This window comes from Bradyrhizobium sp. USDA 4506 (assembly GCF_054058795.1).
Genome location: NZ_JBSSBM010000002.1, coordinates 5,891,009 through 5,912,994, shown reverse-complemented (window position 1 = coordinate 5,912,994; position 21,986 = coordinate 5,891,009). Strand labels below are relative to the sequence as shown.

Annotated in this window: 13 protein-coding genes; 9 read left to right on the top strand and 4 right to left on the bottom strand. The window is 60.5% G+C overall.

Annotation, left to right across the window (positions count from 1 at the left end):
* The first annotated feature begins 18 nt into the window (after positions 1–18).
* Positions 19–9,549 (top strand): calcium-binding protein, encoded by a 9,531-nt coding sequence (locus tag ACVIHF_RS30095; RefSeq protein WP_456792986.1) that lies wholly within the window; start codon positions 19–21, stop codon positions 9,547–9,549.
* Positions 9,550–9,702: 153 nt separating this feature from the next.
* Here ACVIHF_RS30095 and ACVIHF_RS30090 read toward each other — a convergent pair whose 3' ends face one another.
* Positions 9,703–9,903: a hypothetical protein gene (locus ACVIHF_RS30090; protein WP_310883511.1), complete on the bottom strand. Its 201-nt coding sequence runs from the start codon at positions 9,901–9,903 to the stop codon at positions 9,703–9,705.
* A gap of 35 nt (positions 9,904–9,938) precedes the next feature.
* Between ACVIHF_RS30090 and ACVIHF_RS30085 the strand changes: the two genes are divergently transcribed.
* The gene (locus ACVIHF_RS30085) at positions 9,939–10,508 is read left to right on the top strand and encodes an AAA family ATPase (protein WP_456778957.1); all 570 of its coding nucleotides are present in this window, start codon (positions 9,939–9,941) and stop codon (positions 10,506–10,508) included.
* A gap of 179 nt (positions 10,509–10,687) precedes the next feature.
* Here ACVIHF_RS30085 and ACVIHF_RS30080 read toward each other — a convergent pair whose 3' ends face one another.
* Both ACVIHF_RS30080 and ACVIHF_RS30075 read right to left on the bottom strand, forming a co-directional pair.
* Positions 10,688–10,990, bottom strand: coding sequence for a conjugal transfer protein TraD (locus tag ACVIHF_RS30080; RefSeq protein ID WP_456792985.1), 303 nt, complete (start codon positions 10,988–10,990; stop codon positions 10,688–10,690).
* A gap of 1 nt (position 10,991) precedes the next feature.
* Positions 10,992–11,318, bottom strand: a complete 327-nt coding sequence (locus ACVIHF_RS30075; RefSeq protein WP_310883509.1) for a conjugal transfer protein TraD — start codon at positions 11,316–11,318, stop codon at positions 10,992–10,994.
* A 171-nt stretch (positions 11,319–11,489) separates the two neighbouring features.
* Between ACVIHF_RS30075 and traA the strand changes: the two genes are divergently transcribed.
* The 3 genes from traA (at position 11,490) to ACVIHF_RS30060 (ending at position 15,068) form a co-directional block, all read left to right on the top strand.
* Positions 11,490–14,501: a Ti-type conjugative transfer relaxase TraA gene (gene traA, locus ACVIHF_RS30070; RefSeq protein WP_456792984.1), complete on the top strand. Its 3,012-nt coding sequence runs from the start codon at positions 11,490–11,492 to the stop codon at positions 14,499–14,501.
* Between the two features lie 116 nt (positions 14,502–14,617).
* Positions 14,618–14,842, top strand: a complete 225-nt coding sequence (locus ACVIHF_RS30065) for a helix-turn-helix transcriptional regulator (RefSeq protein ID WP_310883506.1) — start codon at positions 14,618–14,620, stop codon at positions 14,840–14,842.
* Position 14,843: 1 nt separating this feature from the next.
* Positions 14,844–15,068: a hypothetical protein gene (locus ACVIHF_RS30060; protein WP_456778959.1), complete on the top strand. Its 225-nt coding sequence runs from the start codon at positions 14,844–14,846 to the stop codon at positions 15,066–15,068.
* Here ACVIHF_RS30060 and ACVIHF_RS30055 read toward each other — a convergent pair.
* Positions 15,065–15,797 (bottom strand): IS5 family transposase gene (locus ACVIHF_RS30055; RefSeq protein ID WP_375166802.1). Its coding sequence is split into 2 segments (ribosomal slippage): positions 15,065–15,517 and positions 15,519–15,797, totalling 732 coding nucleotides; the frame shifts between segments, so codons are not numbered across the junction. The two genes, ACVIHF_RS30060 and ACVIHF_RS30055, sit on opposite strands and share 4 nt — an antisense overlap.
* Before the next feature lie 355 nt (positions 15,798–16,152).
* Here ACVIHF_RS30055 and ACVIHF_RS30050 point away from each other — a divergent pair.
* The 4 genes from ACVIHF_RS30050 (at position 16,153) to ACVIHF_RS30035 (ending at position 21,806) form a co-directional block, all read left to right on the top strand.
* Complete coding sequence (locus ACVIHF_RS30050; RefSeq protein WP_456778960.1) at positions 16,153–17,685, top strand: DUF1254 domain-containing protein; 1,533 nt, start codon at positions 16,153–16,155, stop codon at positions 17,683–17,685.
* 117 nt (positions 17,686–17,802) lie between these two features.
* Positions 17,803–19,494, top strand: coding sequence for a hypothetical protein (locus ACVIHF_RS30045; RefSeq protein ID WP_456778961.1), 1,692 nt, complete (start codon positions 17,803–17,805; stop codon positions 19,492–19,494).
* Between the two features lie 68 nt (positions 19,495–19,562).
* Positions 19,563–20,993, top strand: a complete 1,431-nt coding sequence (locus ACVIHF_RS30040; RefSeq protein WP_456792983.1) for a DUF1254 domain-containing protein — start codon at positions 19,563–19,565, stop codon at positions 20,991–20,993.
* A gap of 267 nt (positions 20,994–21,260) precedes the next feature.
* Positions 21,261–21,806, top strand: a complete 546-nt coding sequence (locus ACVIHF_RS30035) for a hypothetical protein (RefSeq protein ID WP_456778963.1) — start codon at positions 21,261–21,263, stop codon at positions 21,804–21,806.
* Positions 21,807–21,986 lie beyond the last annotated feature (180 nt).

Sequence of the window (21,986 nt, the reverse complement as noted above, 5' to 3'; positions counted from 1 at the left end):
AAGAAGCAGGCCCAGCAAATGCCCAGCTCTACAGTGTTTCTAAACTTCGAAAATACCGCTTTCCAACTATTTGACAACCTGAAGCAGGCTGTTGAGTTGGGCAATAAGGGGGACATTCTCAGCAGCACCGTAGCTCTCGGTAACTTTCTCAATGCTGGATTGACAGGTACGGGGGCTATTACTGAATTTGGTGCATGGGCCGCCGGTGGCGCCACTGCTGCGGAGATTGAAGTGTTCATGCCGCGTTTTGCGGCAGCCGGCTTAGCCCTCGATTTCGGTCTTTCGATACTAAATATTGGTCGCCTCTATAACGCTTACGACGCAAATCCGAATTTCGATACTCATAAGGCTCTTACCGACGCCTGTGCGAAGCTGTTCATGCAAGTGTTGATTGCCGGCTGTTTCTTTGCTGCAGGCGGCATAGTGCCTGCGGCGCTCGCTTTTGGCATTGCCGGACAGTTGTTCGATCCAGAGAGCCTTAAGGACTTCTTTAACGCTATCGGGTCTGGCTGGGATCGCTTTGTAGCGAACCCGTTTCACCGTGCGTTGCATGATCCGATTGTGCTTGATCTCGATGGCGACGGCATCCAGCTGTCGACCCTCGCCGGCTCTGCGGTCCATTTCGATTTTGGTGGTGACGGCTTTTCGGAAAGGACAGGGTGGGTCTCTGCAAACGACGGCATACTCGCGATCGATGCCAATGACAATGGAACGATCGACAATGGCTTGGAGCTATTCGGCTCTACAATCCAAGACGGATTTGCGATCCTCGAGAAGCTGGATACAAATCAGGACGGAAAGATCGACGCGCAGGATGCGGATTTTGGCAAGCTCCGAGTGTGGCGGGATCTGAACCAGGACGGAGTGTCGGATGCCGGCGAACTGCAATCCCTATCGAGCGCCGGCATAACGTCGATTTCCCTGCAGCGAGATAAGCTCACCGGCACGAACGCTGGGCATGGGCTCGGATATGAAGCTGTGTTTGTCCGCGACGACGGGACAACAGGTCCCGCGCAGTCCGTTTATTTTCAAACAGACCCAAAAGACTCCGCACCAGACAACACGCCGGACTTCGTTCCGGCAGATGGTGTCCTTAATCTGCCACAGCTTCCCGGCTCCGGGTTGATCAACAATACCGCATATAAGCTAACCAACGATGGGGAGTTTTTCTCAGATTGGACTGCTCTTACGGACGGCGCGGCGAATATGAGCAGCGCCGAGATGCGTGTCGCATTCGAAGCGATACTACTGCGCTGGGCTGGAGTGGATAATGTTGACTCAAGCAGTCGCGGGCCATACGTCGATGCCCGTCATTTGGCCTTCCTGGAGAAATTCTACGGCGAAGGTTATCGTTGGCTGGAGTTCGGAGAAGAGGCAACGACGTCGCCGCCGTCAGGTCGCGTAGGCGACATACTTGAGGGCGCGTATCAAGCGCTGTTCGAGGTCTACGAGACTCTTTTCCTTGGGCAGGTAGCTGCCAGCACGTATGTGCGTGGTACCAGCGACTTGTCCGCCGCGCTCGATAACCCCTACTTTTACTATAGCCTTCTTGATATGGGCGTTCATGCGCCAGGGGATCCGTTGCCGGATACACCTGGTAACGTCGGAATGGTCGTTGATCTCATTGTGCGTCTTTCCTCCTTTGATGCCGGCCAGGAGACCTCGTATCTCACCAAGGCTCTCAGCGGCCTAAACGGGATGGTCTACTTCGCATTTGAAGGCGACCGGGGGGCGTATGCAGCGGCGGTGACGCCATACTTGGCGAACATAACTGACGACACCATTCGGAGCATTGCGACCCATATCGTGGACGGCACTGCCCTGTTTGGAACGCTGGAGGCGGAAGGCATTAATGGTGCTACTGGCCAGGACGTCTTTATCGGAGGCGGAGGTGGCGACGTCCTCGACGGTCGCGACGGCAGTGACATTTACGTCTACGCAAAACACGACGGAAATTTGTGGATCAAGGACTACGGGTCTGCGGCAGACAGCGACAAGCTGGTGCTAACCGATCTCAACTCTGCTGACCTCAGCTTCGTACGCATCGGCGACAACCTCCTGATCAAGGTGACCGAGACGGGCAAGTCGATGACTGTCGAGGGCTTCTTTTCGGGGTGGGGCATCGAAGTTCTGCGCTTCGCCGACGGCACGGAGTGGAGCCGAGAGCAGATCAAGGGTGCCAGCACGTATCAGGGCGATGGTCACGACAATCAGATCAACGATTCGCCATCCGACGATGTCATCTACGGCGGGCGCGGCGACGATTCCATCCAGATCAGCGGCGGCAATGATACGATCCTTTACGGCAAGGGCGATGGGTATGATGTCGTCACGGATTCATTCAACTCGCTCACTGAGCATGACAGGCTGGTTCTGACCGACCTCAATTCGAACGACATCCAGCTTGCGCGGGTTGGCTGGCATCTCGTTCTAACCGTGAAGGCGACGGGCGAGTATATCGATTTCACCAATTTCTTTCCGTTCGACAGCGACTGGAACAGGTACGCGCCCAGTATCGACGAGATCAAGTTCGCCAATGGCGAGTCCTGGAACAGGGCGCAGATCCAGCAGAACGCCTGGTATCGCGGGACCGATCGTTCCGACAGCATCACCGCGTCCAACCTGAATGACACGATCGAGGGCGGCAAGGGCGACGATTTTCTTGATGGTTGGGCCGGTAGCGACACCTATGTCTGGAACAAGGGAGACGGTAATGACCAGATAACTGATTCAATGTCGAGCTCGACCGACGTCGATACGCTGTGGTTACAGAACGTCACGTCGGATGACGTTTCCTATTCCTATCAGGGCAAGACGCTGCTCCTGACCATCAAATCGACCGGCGAGATAATTACGGTTCAGAGCTTCTTCGCCGGTGTGTCCGATCTGCTCACCGGCGCCGGTGACTACGGATATGGCATCGACGTCATCAAGTTCGCTGATGGCAGTTCCATCGACCGGCTGCAGATCATGCACAACGCCGGTGCCGAGTATCTCGGCATGAAGCCCGAAGTGTCGAGTTTCTCGATCCAGTATCTGGGCTTGGTGTGGTCGATGTTCGTCGACGAGTTCGGCCACAGCGGCAACATCGCCGGACAGCACGCAACCGGGATTAACGATATCTGGACTGCGTATGCCTATGGCGGTCCAGGTGGCATGATCGGCATTCCGGGCCAGTATCAGCCGAATCCCTTCAACGGTGGTGGCAAGAACTTCCTCAACGGCGGAGACGGCAATGACATCTTCGTTGCTGGTGGCGATCAGGACGTCCTGAGCGGAGGTGGCGGCGACGACATCCTGTTCGGCGACTTCATGGACGAGAATGTCGGCTACGGCAACGACGTCATCGATGGCGGCAACGGCAACGACGCGATCTATGGCGGTCCCGGGATGGACTTCATCGATGGCGGCAGCGGCGACGATTACCTGTCCGGCGGCAGCGGCAAGGACTACATTTTCGGCAACCTTGGCAACAACACGTTCGTCGGCGGAACCGGCGACGACGTCCTCTACGCCACCCAGGCGGGTGCCTCCGGCAACGACACCTACATTTATGCCGTCGGCGACGGCAACGACATCATCTTTGAAACGAGCAACGTCAATGCGCCCGACACCAACGACGTTCTGGTTCTGACCGATATCGCCTCGTCGGATGTCGAGCTCTCCCGCTCCGGCTCCGATCTTCTGGTTCGCATCAAGGCGACCGGCGACATCATCACGGTCGCCTCCCACTTCGTAGGCCGAAGCGCCGACAGCGACATCGCCGGTGCCGGACTGGAGTTTATCCGTTTCGCCGACGGGGAGTGGGATCGAAAGCAGATCCGCGAAGCCGCCTGGATTCGCGGAACCGATGGCCGCGATATCCTCAGCGACTCAAGCGTCGACGCCAACACCTTTGACGGTGGCAAGGGCAACGATGTCCTGTTGGGCGGGCAGAACAACACTACCTTTATCTACAGGAGCGGCGACGGCAGCGATGTCATCGACGATGGCACCACCAATGCGTTCAGGCCGTTGTCGGTCGACACGTTGAAATTCACCGACCTCGGCGTTGCGGATCTCGAATTCTCCCGCTCCGGAGACGATGTGCTGGTGAAGGTTCTTGCGACTGGCGATGTCATCACGCTGGTTGGCCAGTTTCGCGACGGCGTCACCGCCACCGGTGTCGGCATGGAACGGGTCCAGTTTGCCGACGGGACCGTCTGGGACCGGCAGCAAATCCGCCAGCAGGCCTGGTTCAGGGGTACCGATGGCAAGGATGTCATCCAACTCTCCAGCGGGTCTGACGACACCGTCGAGGCAGGCAAGGGCGACGACGTGATCTATTCCGGAGACTATGTCGGCAGCGGAAGTGACACGTTCGTCTACTCGCGGGGCGACGGCAACGACGTCATCAGCGAGCAGTCGAAGAACGTGTTTGCGTCGCAGGAAACGGACATCCTTCTGTTCAGGGATATCGACGCCTCCGACGTGCTTTTGACCCGCTCGGGCAACGATCTGCTCGTCAAGATCCTGTCGACCAACGAAACCATCACGGTGCTCGGCCAGTTCATCGACGGCCTCAGCGAGGCCGCCGGCAGCGGGCTTGAAGCCATCAAGTTCGCCAATGGTGATCAGTGGGGACGCCAGACGATCTTCAGCGTCGCCTTGAGCATGAGCCCGTTTATCGCCGGCACCAACGGCAACGACACGCTGATTGGCGCTTCGACTTCGCAAAACGTTTATGGCGAGGCTGGCAATGACACCCTGGACGGTCGCGGCGGCAGCGACCTGCTCTATGGTGGCCTCGGCGACGACCGGCTCATCATCAGCATCAGCGCGCCCGGCGACCTCGTAACAGCGGATGGCGGCGTCGGAACGGATACGCTGGATCTATCAGGGTTTGGCGCTGCCGCCTGGGTCGATCTCGTGACCAATGGCGCGGAGGTCCGAACCAGGGACCAGGGCGACCTGTCGAGCGGGACGTGGCGCGATGTCGCCGAGGTGGCCCGGGTCGAAAACATCACCGGCACCGCGTTCTCCGATCAGATCTCGGGTGACGCCGGCGACAACGTTATCATCGGTGGCGGCGGAAACGATACCCTCGATGGCCGCTCCGGCAACGACATCCTGCTCGGCGGAAGCGGCGATGACAATCTGACCGGCGGCATGGGGGCGGACCTCCTCGACGGTGGCGACGGCGCGGATGTGCTGAGCGGCGGTCTCGGAACCGACATGCTGATCGGCGGTGCGGGTAACGACGTGCTGACGGGCGGAACCGAGGCCGACGTGTTTGTCTTCGGCGCCGGCTCGGGCTCCGACACGATCACCGATTTCGTGGCCGGGAGTGGGACGGACCACGACCTGATCAGGTTCGATCGCGTGGTGTTTTCAAGCTACACCTCGGTTCTCGCCGCGGCGAGCCAGGTTGGTTCGGACGTCGTCATTGCGCTGGCAGGCGGCGACAGTATTACGTTGCAGAACGTTTTCCTGAGCGACCTGACGGCCGACAATTTCGAATTCCGGCGGCTGGATAACGTGGCGCCCACGGCGGTCTCGGTGACGGGCGGATCGGTGAGCGAAAATGCCACCCCAGGTACGGTGGTTGCGACGCTGTCGGCGGTCGATGGCGGCGATATCGGGGCGCACAGCTTCAGCATTGTCGGTAACGACGACTTCTTCGAGATCGTCGGCAACGAAATCCGCGTCAAGAGCGGCGCTGTCATCGACTACGAGCGGGGTGCCCAGCATCAGCTCGCCATCAAGGTCACGGACGATGACGGGCTGTCGCTGACCACGACAATCGCAGTCAACATCCTCGACGAGGTCAAGGTCTACACCGGCACCGCCGGGGACGACGTGCTGTCCGGCGGTTCGGGGGCGGATATCCTGATCGGCGGGGCGGGCAATGACCGGCTCGTTGGCGCCGGCGGCTCCGACGAATACCATTATAGCAGCGGCGATGGACGCGACCGCATCATCGACACTGGCGGGGCGGCCGACACCGACCGGCTCGTGCTCGGTGCCGGGATCACTCCGTCGCAGGTGGTCGTCGCGCGCTCGTCGCTCGGCAATTCCGATGTGGTGCTGCTGCTCGCGAGCGGCGCGACCATCGTTCTCCAGGATCAACTGTCGAGCGCGCCCGGCGCCGGGCTTGAGGAGATCAAGTTCGCCGACAATACGACATGGACCCGCGCGGACATTTTGGGTCGGTTGGACAATCATCTGATCGTCGGCAGCGTCGGCGTCGAAGCGCTCACCGGAGGCCAGGGCGCCGATATCTTCATCGCCGGTGCCGGCAACGAGACGTTGAGCGGCTATGGCGGCAGCGATACCTATCGCATCGGTCAGGGCATCGGTGACGACGTCATCGTCGAGGGCAGCGAGGAAGGCACCGACAGGATCGAACTTGTCGGCCTCGACATCGACGATGTCCAAGTCCTGCGCAGCGGCACGGACCTCGTCATCAGGATCCTTGCAACCGGCCACACCACGACCGTGTGCGGCCAGTTTGGGGTGTCATCCGCGGGCGTGGAGCAGATCGCCTTCGCCGACGGGACCGTGTGGGACCGGACGCAGATCATCCATAACGCCGTGACGTTCGGATCGGCTGGCAACGACACGGTGGTGGGCACGCCGGGCGACGATGTCCTGCAGCCCGGCGGTGGCGACGACATGATCAACGCCAGCGCCGGCAACGACACGATCATCTATTCGCGCGGCGATGGCAACGACACGATCAACACAGGCGCCAATGCGCCGGATCAAATCGACGTTCTGCGCTTCACCGATCTCAATGTCGATGACCTGTCGTTCATGCGCAGAGACAACGACCTTGTGATCAAGGTTCGGAGCTCGGGCGAGACGATCACCGCCAAGCAGCAGTTTACGACCGCAACCGACGATTGGGGGATCGGCCGCATCCAGTTCGCGAACGGCATCATCTGGGACAAGGCGGCGATCGTCGCGGCGGCGGTGATCACCGGCACGGCCTTCGGTGAGACCGTCAGAGGCACGGACGCAGCTGACGTCATCGATGGCCTCGCCGGCAACGACGATTTGCGTGGCGGCAATGGCGGCGACACCTATCTCTACCGCGCCGGGTCGGGCAACGACACGATTTACGAAACGTCGACCGATAGCGGGATCGACGTCGTCAATCTGATTGGATTGACGTCCACGGACGTGACTTTCCGGCGCAGCGGCGGTGACCTGTTGATCACCGTCGTTGCAACCAGCGAAGTGCTCAAGATCGTCGACCAGTTCAACGGAACTGGCGGCGTTGAGCAGGTCGTGTTCGCGAACGGAGCGAGCTGGGACCGCAACCAGATTCTGGAGGCGGCCTCGTTCGTTCCCGGCACCAACGGCGATGACACATTGCGTGGCACCACCGGCAACGAAATCTTTCTCGGCGGATTTGGTAACGACTATCTCAACGGCATCGCCGGCAGCGACACGTACATCTATCGGCTCGGCGACGGCAACGACACCATCTACGACGGATCGTGGTCGACGCCGGATATCGATGTGCTTCGCTTCACCGATCTGAACGCGTCGGATCTCAGCTTTACACATTCTGGCACGTACCTGATTGTCACGGTCAATGCCAACGGCCAGACCGTGACGGTTCAGGATGAGTTCAACTCAGGTGGCGGTGTCGAGCGTATCGAATTTGCCGATGGCACAGCCTGGGATTTCGCTGCGATCACCGCCAATGCCTGGTTCCGAGGCACATCCGGCGATGACACGCTGCGCGGGACCGGGGGCAACGAAATCTTCTTCGGTCTTCTGGGCAACGACTATCTGAATGGCGCCGCCGGCAGCGACACCTACCTCTATCGGCTCGGCGACGGCAACGACACCATCTACGATGGATCGTGGTCAACGCCGGATGTCGATGTGCTTCGCTTCGCCGACCTCAAAGCGTCGGATCTCAGCTTCTCGCGTTCAGGTACGTACCTGATCGCCACGGTCAATGCCAACGGCCAGACCGTGACGGTTCAGGATGAGTTCAACGCAAGTGGCGGCGTCGAGCGCATTGAATTTGCGGACGGCACGTCGTGGGATTTCGCGGCGATCACCGCCAATGCCTGGTTCCGCGGCACGTCGTCCGGCGACACCTTGAATGGAACGAGTGGCAACGATACCTTCGTCGGCGGCCTCGGCAACGATACCCTCAAGGGCACCGCCGGCAGCGACACCTACATCTACCGGCGCGGAGACGGGAGCGACACCATCAACGATGACTCCGGTTCGACGGTGGATATTGATGTACTCCGATTGACCGATCTCAACGCCTCGGATCTGACGCTGAACCGCTCCGGTACGAGCCTGATCATGGCCATCAATGGAACGGGACAGGCCATCACGGTTCAGTACCAGTTTTATTCGCAAACCGCGAACTGGGGGATTGAAAGGGTTGAGTTCGCCGACGGCACGGTCTGGGACCTCGCGGCAATCATCGCCAATGCCTGGATCCGAGGGACGGCCGGAAACGATCAATTGACCGGATCGAGCGGGAACGACATCTTCTTCGGTGACCTAGGCAACGACAATTTCAGCAGCGGTCCGGGCAGCGACACCTACATCTATCGCCTCGGAGATGGCAACGATTACATCAACGACGAGTCGGGCTCAACGACCGACGTCGACGTCGTCCACTTCTCTGACCTCAACGCCTCGGATCTAACGTTCAGCCGCGTTGGCGTGAATCTAGTCATGACCGTCAATTCGAATGGTCAGACAGTCACGATCGATGAGCAGTATTACTCGACCTCCGCGAACTGGGGCATCGAGAAGATCGAGTTCGCAAATGGCGAGACCTGGGGCCTGGCGGCAATCAACTCCGCCGGGTGGATCCGCGGCACGGCCGGCAACGAAACGCTGAACGGTACTGGCTGGAACGATACGTTCCAGGGTGGGCTCGGTGATGACACCTTCAACAGTGGTGCCGGAAGCGACACCTATGTGTACGCGCGAGGCGACGGAAACGACTATATCAACGATGAGTCCGGCTCAACCGCCGATGTCGACGTTCTTCGCTTCACGGACATCAATCCGGACGACCTGACATTGAGCCGTGTTGGCGTCAATCTGGTTGCGACCGCGAATTCAAATGGTCAGACGATCACCATCGATGAGCAGTTCTATTCTCAAAGCGCGAATTGGGGCATCGAGAAGTTCGAGTTTGCAAACGGCAGTTCGTGGGACTTGCAGACCATCAATGCGAACGCTTGGTATCGCGGCACAGCCGGCGATGACGCGATCTCCGGCTCGTCGTGGAACGACACCATTGCCGGCGGTGCTGGCAACGACGTGATGTCCGGCGGAGCCGGAAACGACACGTTCGTGTTCCGCGCAGGGTTGGGACAGGACACCGTGACCGATTTCACGCCGGGTCAGGATGCGTTGCAGTTTCGCGACGGTCTCTTCGCCGATGCTGCGTCGGCTCTGGCTTCCGCGACCGCGTCGGGTAGTGACACCTTGATCACGATCGATCCCGACGACAGCGTACTCCTCAAGAATGTGAACGTCGCGAGCCTGAGCCAAGGTGATTTCCACATCGTCTAGCCAATGGCTTGTGCGCCGTAACCGATGTCAAGGGGCGAGGGGGGCGCCCCGAACGGAATAGTGAATTTGACGTAAGGTCATGTGAGTAGGGAGAAGTACCTGGACTGCCGTTATGGCTAATGTTGACCTAGTTCGCCCTGCCGAAAATCGCTTTCATTGCGACGGTAGCCTTGAAATCGAATGAACGTGGTTATCGAAATAGCCTTCGAGCTCGGCCACCGCTTGTCGCTCCCAATCCTCCGCTTGAGTCAGCAACGAGAACTTTTGAACCGGTCGGAATGCTGCTGTCTGGCGGCACAGTGATGCTATAGCTCGGTAGCGGCGCACATTTTCCATAACGGCCAAGCCGGTCATGTTTGTATCTCCCAATTCCATTCCCGGGCGCGAAGGTGTGGCAGAACGATTTGCGATTGGTTAGCAGCCAGAGCCGAAGGCCCGCATGGTTGGCAAATGCTTTCAATCGGATCATCCATTCCGAATCATGGAAGGTTATCGGATCGCTGCGCGGTGCGAATCCTTGGGTTTCCCCCGCTGACATCTCCTTCTTCCTGAAGGCGTTCGGAGTCTCCGAGTTCGCGGAACCGGTCGCGCCCGAAGCCTTCGCGCTGCCTGGTCGTCCGGCTCTCGAAGCCTTCTTTCGCGAATATGTCATAGAGCCGAGCGCAGACCCTGACAGGTACCAAGCACTAAGGGGGCAACTGCCAAACGGAATCCTGCTCTATGGATCGCCGGGGTCGGGCAAGACCCATGCGGTCGACACGCTTGTCGCCGCGCTCAGGCGACCGACGTTCAGGCTGGATCTCGGAGAGGTCGGAAGCCCTTCAACCATCAGACGGCGGTCGCGATGCGGCAGGCGTTCGAACAAGCCAAGCGCAGCGCCCCGAGTCATTCCTGCAAGAAGCGTTGAGCCGCCTGCATCCTGCGCCGCCAAATCTCGTATAGGATGCTGCCGGCAGTGAACAGAGTTCGTTCTGCAGGGTGGCGTAGATCGCGAAAGAAGACGTAGAAGTTGAACTGCCACTTCGTGTTGACGGGGCTTGCGGAACTGGGCGCGCTCTTGTCGCGGAGGGCGCCGCACGAGCACGGCCCGAACCCACCATTTGAGCTACAGCGAGAAATGGCGTTTCGCTTGCGACTATCAGGCCCGATGGCGAGACATCAAGCGGTAAGCGCGCGGTTGCGCGCCATTGTCGTGCGTTAACGATCTTATCTCGTGTGTTGCGGTGTCCGCCTCGAATGCCTGCTTCCCTTTTGCGGCCCACAGCGCTCGCGCATGTTCGCCCTGATCGCTTTTGAGCCTGTCGGCCATCCACAGTAGTGCGCCGAAAAAGGTAGCCCGGTCGTCGCCAGTCAGGTCCACGATACCGGCCTTGACGACCAGGCCGCCCAGTTCGATGAGGTGCCGCGTACGCTTGCGACGCTCGGCTTGCCACGCGCGCATATCATCCCGCGCCCTTGCCGCCTGACGACGGTCGTGGGCCGCCCGGTTGCGCCGGAGCGCCGCTAGCGTCACGGTCAGGTGCCGGAGTAGGTCGACGCGACCTTCCTTGAAAGAAAGCGGCCCCGCGTTTGGCCCATGCCTCCCTCTTTCCGGTTTCTTTTGTCTCGGCCAGCACGATCAGTGCGCCCGCCAGCTCCGCGACGCTTAACGCATCGGCGCCGGTGGCGATTACCAGTTCGCCAAGCTGCTGCACCTTGCGGCTCTTGAGGTCGCGCGCCTTGTCCCCAAGCGCCTTTAGTTCGGCATCGAAGTCCCGTGGCTTGCGCATCATCATCTCCCGGAGCGTTGATGAAGAAATGATAGTTCAACATCCCGCGTAATGCTGTAGGATCACCGGGACTGGCCGGGACGGGCTGGTCCCTTCCGAGATTTTTTCGAGGGAGGGCGCGCTTATACGTCGTGCCGACGTACGCTTCGCCGTGTAGATGATCTGGTCGCGATGGCGATCTATCATCTTCACGTCAAGGTCATTGGCCGCAAATCCGGCTCAAGCGCGGTGGCGTCAGCCGCCTACCGTTCGGGCTCGCGGCTGCGCGACGAGCGCTTGGACCGCAGCCACGACTTTTCCGGCAAGCGCGGCGTCGTCCATTCCGAGGTGATGCTGCCGGAGAACGCGCCAGAGGCATGGAGCGACCGCGAACGGCTCTGGAACGATGTCGAGGCCTTCGAAATCCGCAAGGACGCTCAGCTTGCCCGCGAGGTGGAGTTCGCCATCCCGCGCGAGATGACACAGGCTCAGGGGATCGAGCTTGCCCGCGACTTCGCTCGGGCCGAATTCGTCGAGCGGGGCATGATCGCCGATCTCAACGTGCATTGGGACGTGACCGAGGACGGCATGCCCAAACCGCACGCCCATGTCATGCTCACCATGCGCGCGGTGGACGAGAACGGCTTTGGCCAAAAGGTGCGGGATTGGAACTGCACGGAGATGGTCGAGCGCTGGCGCGAACGCTGGGCGGAGATCGCCAATGAGCGTCTCGCCGAACTCGACATCGACGCGCGGATCGACCATCGCAGTCTGGAAGCGCAGGGTATCGCACTGGAGCCGCAAAGCCAGATCGGCGCACCCGCCAAACGCATTGAGAACCGCGGCATCGAGGGCGAAGGCAGCGAGGCCGATCGCGCCGAGATGCACCGCGAGATCGCGCGCAGCAATGGCGCGCAGATCATCGCCGATCCCTCCATTGGGTTGGGCGCTATCACCCGGCAACAATCGACCTTCACACGCCGCGACATTGCGAAATTCGCGCACCGGCACAGCGACGGGATCGACCAGTTCAACGAGGTCATGAGTGCGATGCGTAGCGCACCTGGTCTGGTCGAACTCGGCAACGACGGTCGCGGCGAGGATCGCTTCACCACCCGCGAGATGATTGAGGCCGAACAGCGCCTGCACCGCGCGGCCGAACTCATGGCGGAACGGGAATGCCATGCGACGCGGGACGCGGACCGCGAGGCCGTTTTGGCACGCGCGGAAGCGCGCGGCCTTGTCCTTTCCGGCGAACAAGCCGAGGCGCTGGCGCATATCACCGATGGGCGCGATCTCGGCGTTGTCGTCGGCCACGCCGGCACCGGCAAGAGCGCGATGCTGGGCGTGGCGCGGGAGGCCTGGGAAGCGGTGGGCTATGAGGTCCGGGGCGTGGCGCTGTCCGGCATTGCGGCGGAAAATCTCGAAAGCGGATCGGGCATTGTGTCACGCACCATCGCCAGCATGGAGCATGGCTGGGCACAGGGCCGCGACCTGCTCACGTCGCGCGATGTGCTGGTGATCGACGAGGCGGGTATGGTCGGGACGCGCCAGTTGGAGCGCGTGCTGTCCCATGCTGCCGAGGCTGGCGCAAAGGTCGTGCTGGTCGGCGATCCGCAACAACTGCAGGCCATCGAGGCCGGCGCGGCGTTCCGCTCGATCCATGAGCGTCACGGCGGGGCGGAAATCGGCGAAGTGCGCCGTCAGCGAGAGGACTGGCAGCGCGACGCCACGCGCGATCTCGCCAGTGGCAAAACCGGTCATGCGCTTGAGGTCTATCGCTCCCATGGCATGGTGCATGAGGCCCAGACCCGCGGGCAGGCGCGCGGCGATCTGATCGAGCGCTGGAACCACGACCGGCAGGCGTCGCCCGATAGGAGCCGGATCATCCTCACCCACACCAACGATGAAGTCCGCGCACTCAATGAGGCAGCCCGCGAGCGGATGCGGACCGCCGGCGATCTAGGAGATGACGTCCGCCTGACCGTCGAACGCGGCGCGAGAAATTTCGCCAGCGGGGATCGCGTCATGTTCCTGCAGAATGAGCGTGGTCTTGGCGTGAAGAACGGCACGCTCGGAACTATCGAACAGGTCGGCAGGCAATCGATATCCGTGCAGACAGACGATGGCCGATCCGTGAAGTTCGACCTGAAAGACTACAACAAGATCGACCACGGCTATGCCGCGACCATCCACAAGGCGCAGGGCATGACGGTAGACCGCGCCCACGTGCTGGCGACGCCCGGCATGGACGCCCATGGCAGCTATGTCGCCTTGTCACGGCACCGCGACGGCGTGGACCTGCATTATGGCCGCGATGACTTTACGGGTCGGGACCGGCTTGTCCGCACCCTGTCGCGCGACCGGTCCAAGGACATGGCCTCGGACTACGACCGTGCCGATCCGGTCCAGAGCTATGCCGAGCTGCGCGGAATCACCTTCCGCGAGCGCGTGGCCGAGATCGTGCGCAGCGTCGTACCCGAGAAGGTACGCAACATGTTCGACGGCCTTCGCTCTCCTTCAGATATGCCCCACCCGGATGGTGGGCAGAGGCCAGAGCGGGAAACGCCGGAAAGGGACAGGAGCGGTACGGGAGCCGCGCGGCGCGAGACCGAAGCGCCGGACAGGAAGGTGGCGGAAGAGGCAGAAAAGGAATTGCGTCGCGTGCGTACCCGCGCGCTCGTGCGTCATGCCGGCGCCGTGGATGCGATCTTCGAGGCGCAGGAGATGGGCGGCGAGGCCAGTCCCGAGCAAGTGAAAGAACTACAAAAGGCCCGCCGGGTCTTCGAGGAGGTGCGGCCTCACGGCTCACACGATGCTGAAGCCGCCTACAAGAAGAACCCGGAGCTTGCCCGCGAGGCGGCTGGCGGTCGGGTCAACCGCGCCATCCGCGCGCTCCAGCTCGAGACCGAACTGCGCATCGCCCCTAGCCGCCGCGCCGACCGCTTCGTGGAGGACTGGCAGAGGCTTGACCAAGCCAGCCTGCGCCAGTATCAGGCGGGCGATTTCTCCGGCTACAGGGCCACGCGTGCGGCGATGGGCGACATGGCAAGAAGCCTCGAACGCGATCCGCAACTGGAATCGCTCCTCGACAATCGCAAGCGGGAGCTCGGCATCGCGTTCGAGTCAAGCCGCCGGCTCGGCCTCGAACTCGCCTTCGTCCACGGCATCGACCTTGGTAGAGGCCGCGGCATCGGAATCTGATCCATCCTATTTTCCGCCGGCTCTACGCCACAGTACGACGCCGTGAAAAACGCTGTTGCGCGCGCAACTGCTTGCTCTGTGTAGATCAGGAGCAGTCAGCAGGAGGCAGCGCAGCCATGCGCGAACCAGACCGGATCGTCCGCCTGAAAACCGTTCTTGCCCGTACCGGCCTGTCCCGATCCACCATCTACCGCAAGATCGGCGAAGGCACATTCCCGGCCCAACTCAGGATCAGCGTCAACGGCGCAGGCTGGCGGGAATCCGACATCAACCGATGGATCGCCGATCCCGCGGCGTGGCGTCCGACATGCCTGTCCGGCTCTCACCCAAACGGAGACTGACATGATGGACCAGCAACTCGTTGCGCGCATCAAGCGACGCAGCAAATACTGGGGCCAGACTGCACCTAATCAATGGTTCGCTGTACGTGTCGTAGAGGACACAGGCTACCGCCTTAGAGGCAACAACAATAACTACCGATTGGACGACGTAATTATCGGCGTGCGTCTAGCCAATGGCTGCATCGTCGATCTCGCCAACGGCAAGACTAGGACGCGGACTTATTAAGGCGCAGCCATAGCCTGATTGACGCGAACAAATGCGAGGTAGTTCGCGGCGAGCCTCTCGTAGCGCGTCGCCACCCGACGGCATTGTTTGATCTTGTTGAAGAACCGCTTGACCTGGTTGCGAGCACGATAGGGGCTAAAGCAGATTGGATCGCTGCGATTGCTTTTCGGCGGGATGTTGGCCCACGCGCCCGTCTTCATGGCAAGCTCCCTGATCCAATCCGCGTCATAGCCACGGTCGGCAAGCAGCATTGACCCGGATTTCAGAAGAGACAGCAGTTTTCCGGCGAGCCGAACGTCATGAGCCTCACCGGGGCTCAGCGCCAGCCGTACCGGCAGACCATTGCCATCGACCACCGCATGGATTTTGCTCGTCAAGCCGCCGCGGGACCGTCCCATCGATTGGCGCTGATTCCTTGTGATGCAGGCTCCATGCTGATGCACGCGAACCAATGGAGGTGTCGATCATCTGGACAGCGGCATCATGGGCAGTCGCAAGCGCTTCTATGATGCGGACCCAAACACCGGCCCGCCGCCACCTGACGAAGCGGTTGTAGCAAGTGGTGTATGGGTCAAACGCCGTCGGCAGATCACGCCAGGGTGCTCCTGATCGGAGGACCCAGAAGATGCCATTCAGGACCCGTCTGTCGTTGACCCGAGGGCCACGCGGCTTGTTCGGCAGCATCGGCTTGATGGCGATCCGTTCATGGTCGGCGAGTTCGTAGCGCATGAATCGAGCCCCCAGTTCGGGAGTTTGAATCACGGCAGTCCGGCCAAACGCAACGCTCCTGGCCCGCTCCTGGTACGGCGCTTACGGACAGGAGCGGACATCAACCAGCCCTCAATCTCTGCCAAATGCGTCGAAAATGACCCTAACCGGAAGTCTATTGATCTAAATCAACGGTACGTAGTGGGGGTGGATTTTTTATCGGATGTCGCTTGCGCGCGAATGAGCCAGATCACTCTGAGCCCACTCGCAAGCGCCAGCTAATTTTGCAGCCCGGTCGTTCGCCTTATGCGCCGCGCGGCATTGACTGTCATCTGTGCCGCTGTCCGCGCGCTCCTCGCGAACCAAGGAGGATGGCATGAATAATCAAGCCACTCTGACGCGCCGCGATACATTGCTCGCAGCCACCGCACTCGCGGCTTTATCAACGCTGGTATCCGAACCACCGGCAAATGCCCAACAAGCGACGCCATCAACTGGCGGAGCTTCTTACACATTCGAACATGGCTTCCCTACCAAGAACGCTGCGCAACGCGCCCGTGACGACGCGGACTTCCAGCGCGCCATGACAGCCTACCGCTTCTGGTACCCCACAGTTTCAGCGGAGGGCATTTTCAACGGTATTCGAGAGGTGGGCATAAAAGACAATGAGGACATGATAATACAAGTAACTGAACCGCATCATGTGATGTTCACTCCCAACTCCGACACACCTTACGGTCTTGCCGTCATCGACGTAAAGGAAGAGCCTTACGTCATCGAAGTGCCGCCCGGCCCGTTCATAGGATTGGCCGACAATCACCATCAGGGCTGGATACTCGATATGGGGTTGCCTGGCCCTGCGGGCGACAAAGGCGGCAAACATCTCATCGTTCCGCCAGACTACAAAGGACAGGTGCCTGCCGGGTATTTCACCGGCACCTCGACCTCGTTCAAGGTCATAGCGGCTTTTCGATCTCTGCCGATAGGAGGCGACGTTAGAGCAGCGACGGACGGTCTGCGACGCTTGAAGATTTACCCGCTCTCGACCGCCGCCGATCCGAAGCCGCTCAGGATTGTCGATGTCACCGACAAGGCGGTTGATGGCACCTGTCTCCGATGGGAGGACAACATCCAATACTGGCAGAAGCTGCATGAAGTGATCGATGCCGAACCTCTGGTGCCGATCTTTCTTCCGATGTACGGCGAGCTTGCCGCGCTCGGCATCGAAAAGGGAAAGCCGTTCGCACCGGACGCCCGAATGAAGGTGATCCTCGAAAACGCTGCGAAAGCGGGTCGCGACCAGTTGCTGGTGTCTGCGTTCGACAGTGACCGTCCAGATCGGCTGGCTTGGCCAGACCGCAAGTGGGAATGGGCAGGACTTGTACCGGGGAGCGCGCAGTTCGAGACCAAGAGCGGAGTAGATCTAGAAGCACGTGACCGCTGGTTCGCGCAGGCGATTGTGACTTCGCCCGCGATGTTCCGCCGTACGGTTGGAGCAGGCTCGCTTTACTGGCTTGGTAATCGCGACGCGAGCGGTGCCTTTGTAGAGGGCGGCAAGACATACAAGCTGACGGTGCCACTTCCGGTGCCCGGCAATCTTTTTTGGTCAGTCACGATTTACGACGCAACCACCCGCTCCGAAGTTCAAACCGCACAAAAGAAAGCCGCACTAAGATCACTGTTCGAACTGAAGGAAACCGGCAACGCGAAATCCGTTGATCTGTACTTCGGCCCGCAAGCGCCCGCCGGTCAGGAGGGGCGATGGATACAGACGACGCCCGGCAAAGGCTGGTTCGCGTATTTCCGCATCTACGGCCCACAAGGACCTGCGTTCGACGGCAGTTGGAAGCCGGGGGATTTCGAAGAGGCGCAAGTTAGCAGTGGCAGCGGTACCGTTGGCCGTCAGTGAACTCGGATAAGCCTATTCGCGAAAACGGAGTTGACTGATCCGCCCGATTTTGATGGCGGCGCTTGCAAGCGACATGATGGCAAGCCCGATCGCTGGGTCAACCGAACGGAGGACGTTATGATCAATCATGATGCAATCACCCGACGCGATACCCTGCTCGGCGCAACAACACTCGTAGCTCTCGGCCTCACGAGCATCGTCAGGAGCGCCCCGGCACGCGCACAGGCACCGACTGTCGGTGTCGGCATCGCACCGTCGGCAAGCGCACTTCCAAACATGCCGAAACGCAATCCCTGGCTCGCCGATAGCGTTTACCCGCAATCCCACTTTAATCCTGGCGCAACCGATTCCGTTCTGCATGCCGGCCCAGCCAGGGGGCGCCCGTTGGCGGCTGCCGACGTGAAGACGATTCCGCTCGTCTTTGTCTCCAATCCGACGGTGAAAAAGGTGGGCAATGAGACGATCATCATCGCCGCAACCGATACCGAGATCAAAAAGATCAACGCGACCGGCACCTCACTGCAGTTGGTGTCGTCTATTCCGGTCCCGGGTCTCGAAGCGGTGGCCGCAAAGGGCACGCCGGCGGCCATCGCCGCGGTGCTGGCCGAAGCCGACGCCGCAGCGCGTGCCAAGGACGAGTCGAAGATTGTCGCCTTGGCCAAAACGATGGCCGGGTTGGGATTCAGCTACGAAACGATCCCCTACGGCGTTTACAACCTGATCGACAGGGACGGTTTCAACTACGCGGCTTACGATCTCAAGATTGTCAAGACGACAGACGACAACGATCCGAAGGCACCGCTGCGCGTCGCGAAGGTGAAGGACTTTACGGCGGATATTCCGGCGGAGCTGAAACAGAGCATCACGTCGTTCACGGCTCTGAATATGACGTACGACGGCTACATCGCCGCCGCAGCGCGAGGCGGCATGCTGCTGGTTGACCGTGACCTGAACACCAAAGGGATTATCCCGTTTGCCGGAGAGGCGGTGGAGAACGGGATCTGCGTCGATGAGACCGGTGTCTATGTCGTCACCTCCAGGCGCATGCTCAAGATCGTGTGGACCGGCTCCAAGCTGTCTTACGACGAAGCCGACGGAGGATGGCAGTCCGAGTACAACACTATGACGCACGAAGAGGCGGTCGCGGCAGGCGCCTTGACCCAATCCGGTGGCTCCGGGACGACGCCGACGCTAATGGGCTTCGGTGACGACCCCGACAAGCTCGTGATCATTGCCGACGGAGATCGCGACGGCACCCACGTCGTCGCCTTCTGGCGCGACAAGATTCCGGATGGCTTCCAGCAGAAGCCCGGCACGAAGTCGCGGCGCATAGCGGATCAGATTCGCACCGACATTTCGAAGGTCACCATCGAGCCTTCGCCTAACGTGCTCGGCTACGGGACCATGGTGCTCAACTGCCGCTACCCGCAGCCCGTCCCCGGCACAATCTACGAAAACGCCATGACCGCCGGTCTGACGCGCCCAGCCCCGATGGGCGCCCAGAAGTTCACCTGGAACACGCGAACGAAGTCGTTCGAGAAGGCCTGGATCAACGGGGAGGTCGACAACTCGGACGTCATGGTGCCGGTCGTCTCCGCGGCCACTAACATGGTCTACGCCGCAACAAAAACGAACGGCCGCTACGAATACGTGGGTCTCGACTGGGATACGGGCGAAATCAAAGCACGCTGGCCGTTCCCGGACGACAGCCGACAATGGAACGCCTATGGCGGCATCACAACCATACTCGAAAACGGCGATCTTCTGATCGGAGGGCTCTTCGCCTTGAAGCGGGTCACGGTGGGATAAGCGTGCATGGTGGCTCCTTAACCCCGTATGCGGGGCTGTTCAGCGCTCCCGCGAACCATGAGGACGTCATGATCGATCATACGGGGATTACCCGACGCGACGCCCTGCTTGGCGCCACGACGCTCGCAGCAATGGGCGCCGGCATCGTCGGGACTGCGCCGGCACACGCACAGTCGCCAAGCCCGGCCGAAACGCAAGCCATCGCAAAAGACGCCTATATCTTCGGCTTTCCGCTCGTCGACAACTACCGCATCCAGCATTCCTACTTCGTGGATCGCAGCGGGCATGAATACAAGGCGCCGTGGAATCAACTGTTCAACAATGCCCGAGTCTACACGCCGGAAGACAAGGCCATTCAGACCCCCAATTCGGACACGCCGTATTCCTATGTTGGCGCTGACCTCAGAGCCGAGCCGCTGGTGTTCACGGTGCCGGCTGTCGAAAAGGGCCGCTACTATTCGCTTCAATTCATCGACATGTACACCTTCAACTTCGCCTATGTCGGCAGCCGCGCGACCGGTAACGATGCAGGATCGTACTTGCTGGCGGGGCCGAGTTGGAAGGGAGAGAAGCCGGCGGGCGTGAAGGACGTTCTGCGCTCCGAAACCGAGTTTGCGTTCATTCTCTACTGGACGCAGCTTTTCAATCCGGCCGACATCGAGAACGTGAAGAAGATCCAAGCTGGCTACCGGGTGCAGCCGCTCTCCAGCTTCCTCGGCCGACCGGCTGCGTCTGCGCCGAATGTGGACTTCGTGAAACCATTGACGCCAGATCAGCAGCGAACTTCATTGGAGTTTTTTAGAGTTCTCAACTTCGTTCTGCAATTCTGTGCGATCCATCCGACCGAACAAGAGTTGATGGCCCGGTTTGCAAAGATTGGCATCGAGGCCGGCAAACCGTTCGAACCGAACGCGATGTCACCCGAGCAGAGGAAAGCATTCGAAGACGGGATAGTGGACGCCTGGCAGACGTTCAACAGCTTCAAAATGAACGAGATCGATACCGGCAAACTGACCAGTGGCGACCTGACCGGATCGCGCGAAGCCCTGGGAAACAACTACCTCCGTCGCATGGGCGGAACTGTGGTCGGCATCTACGGCAACTCCAAAGAAGAAGCGATTTATCCGCTCTATTTTGTCGATGCGGAGGGCAACACGCCGAACGGCGCGAAGCACTACACCCTTCGTTTTGCGAAGGATCGATTGCCGCCGGTCAACTCCTTCTGGTCGGTCACGATGTACGAGATGCCGGCGAGCCTCCTGGTCGCGAATCCGCTCAACCGCTATCTGATCAACTCGCCGATGTTGCCCGACCTGAAGCGCGATAGCGACGGCGGCCTCACGATCTACGTCCAACAGGAACCGCCGGGCAAAGACAAGGAATCAAACTGGCTGCCCGCGCCAAAGGGTCCGTTCTTCATGGCGATGCGTCTCTATTGGCCAAAGCCGGAAGCGTTGGATGGCCGATGGAAGGCCCCACCTCTGACGAGAGCGAGCTGATATGCGATTTCCGTTATTGCCCATCGCGACATATTGCGCTGCCGCACGAAGTCGGTCGCTATAGGGGCAAAGCAGACATTGCTTTAGTCGCATCACGCCGCCGGGTTTATGGGTACACGGCCTGGCCGTGGGTGAAAACCGGATATCCGTTGACGTAACGAATCGGCCGTGATTCGATTCGCGGCACTGGCCGCGACAGGCCAGGCAAGCGGCCCGCACAGATGCAGCAACACCTGCGCGAGCCTAACCCTCAACATGGAGCAAGCCATGTCTCAGGCTGATTCTGCCTATACCACGAGTCGTTCAATCTTTCCTGCCGGCCCGGCCATTCGGCGCCGGCAGTTCGTCACCGGCAGCGCCGCCATCCTGGCCGGGGTCATCACTCCCTCATGGGCTGAAAGTGTTGGCGTTTCGACCGCGCCCGACCCGGTCCTTGATGCCATCGAGGGCCACCGCCGAGTCTTTGAGGAACTGGGGCGCCTGCTCGCCGAGCAGGATGCTGCCGAGCGCGAGCTGCGCCGTGCGCCCTGCGGCAGGCGGGCCGAGCTGGAGGCCAAGTTAAGTGGCCTCTGCGAGGCTGAAGGCGCACTCGGTCGGGCTGAGATGAAGGCCTCGCGTCAGCTCGCCGGCATCGTGCCGGGAGGCCTCAAAGGAGCGGCCGCGGCGTTAAAGTATGTGCGCGAGTGTTACGAAGTTGGCCAGTACCCCCTTTACGATGAGGATGGCTACCGGCTGCTGCTGCTCTCGACTGAACGCGCGATTTGTGCGGCCGTTGGTCTCGCTATTCCGCATCGCGGTGTTGATCCTCGATAACGATTGCGCGCCTTCTTACGAGCGGGATGTGGAAACGAAGTCCTGGTCGAACCACTAAGGCACCGCCAGACGAAAGCGGTGGGAACGGATATCTCCGACCTACGACCATCGTTCCACATCTCGGCTCCACAAAGGGCCGAAGAACAAGATCGACGTGAAGGCGATCCGGGGTGGGCCTAG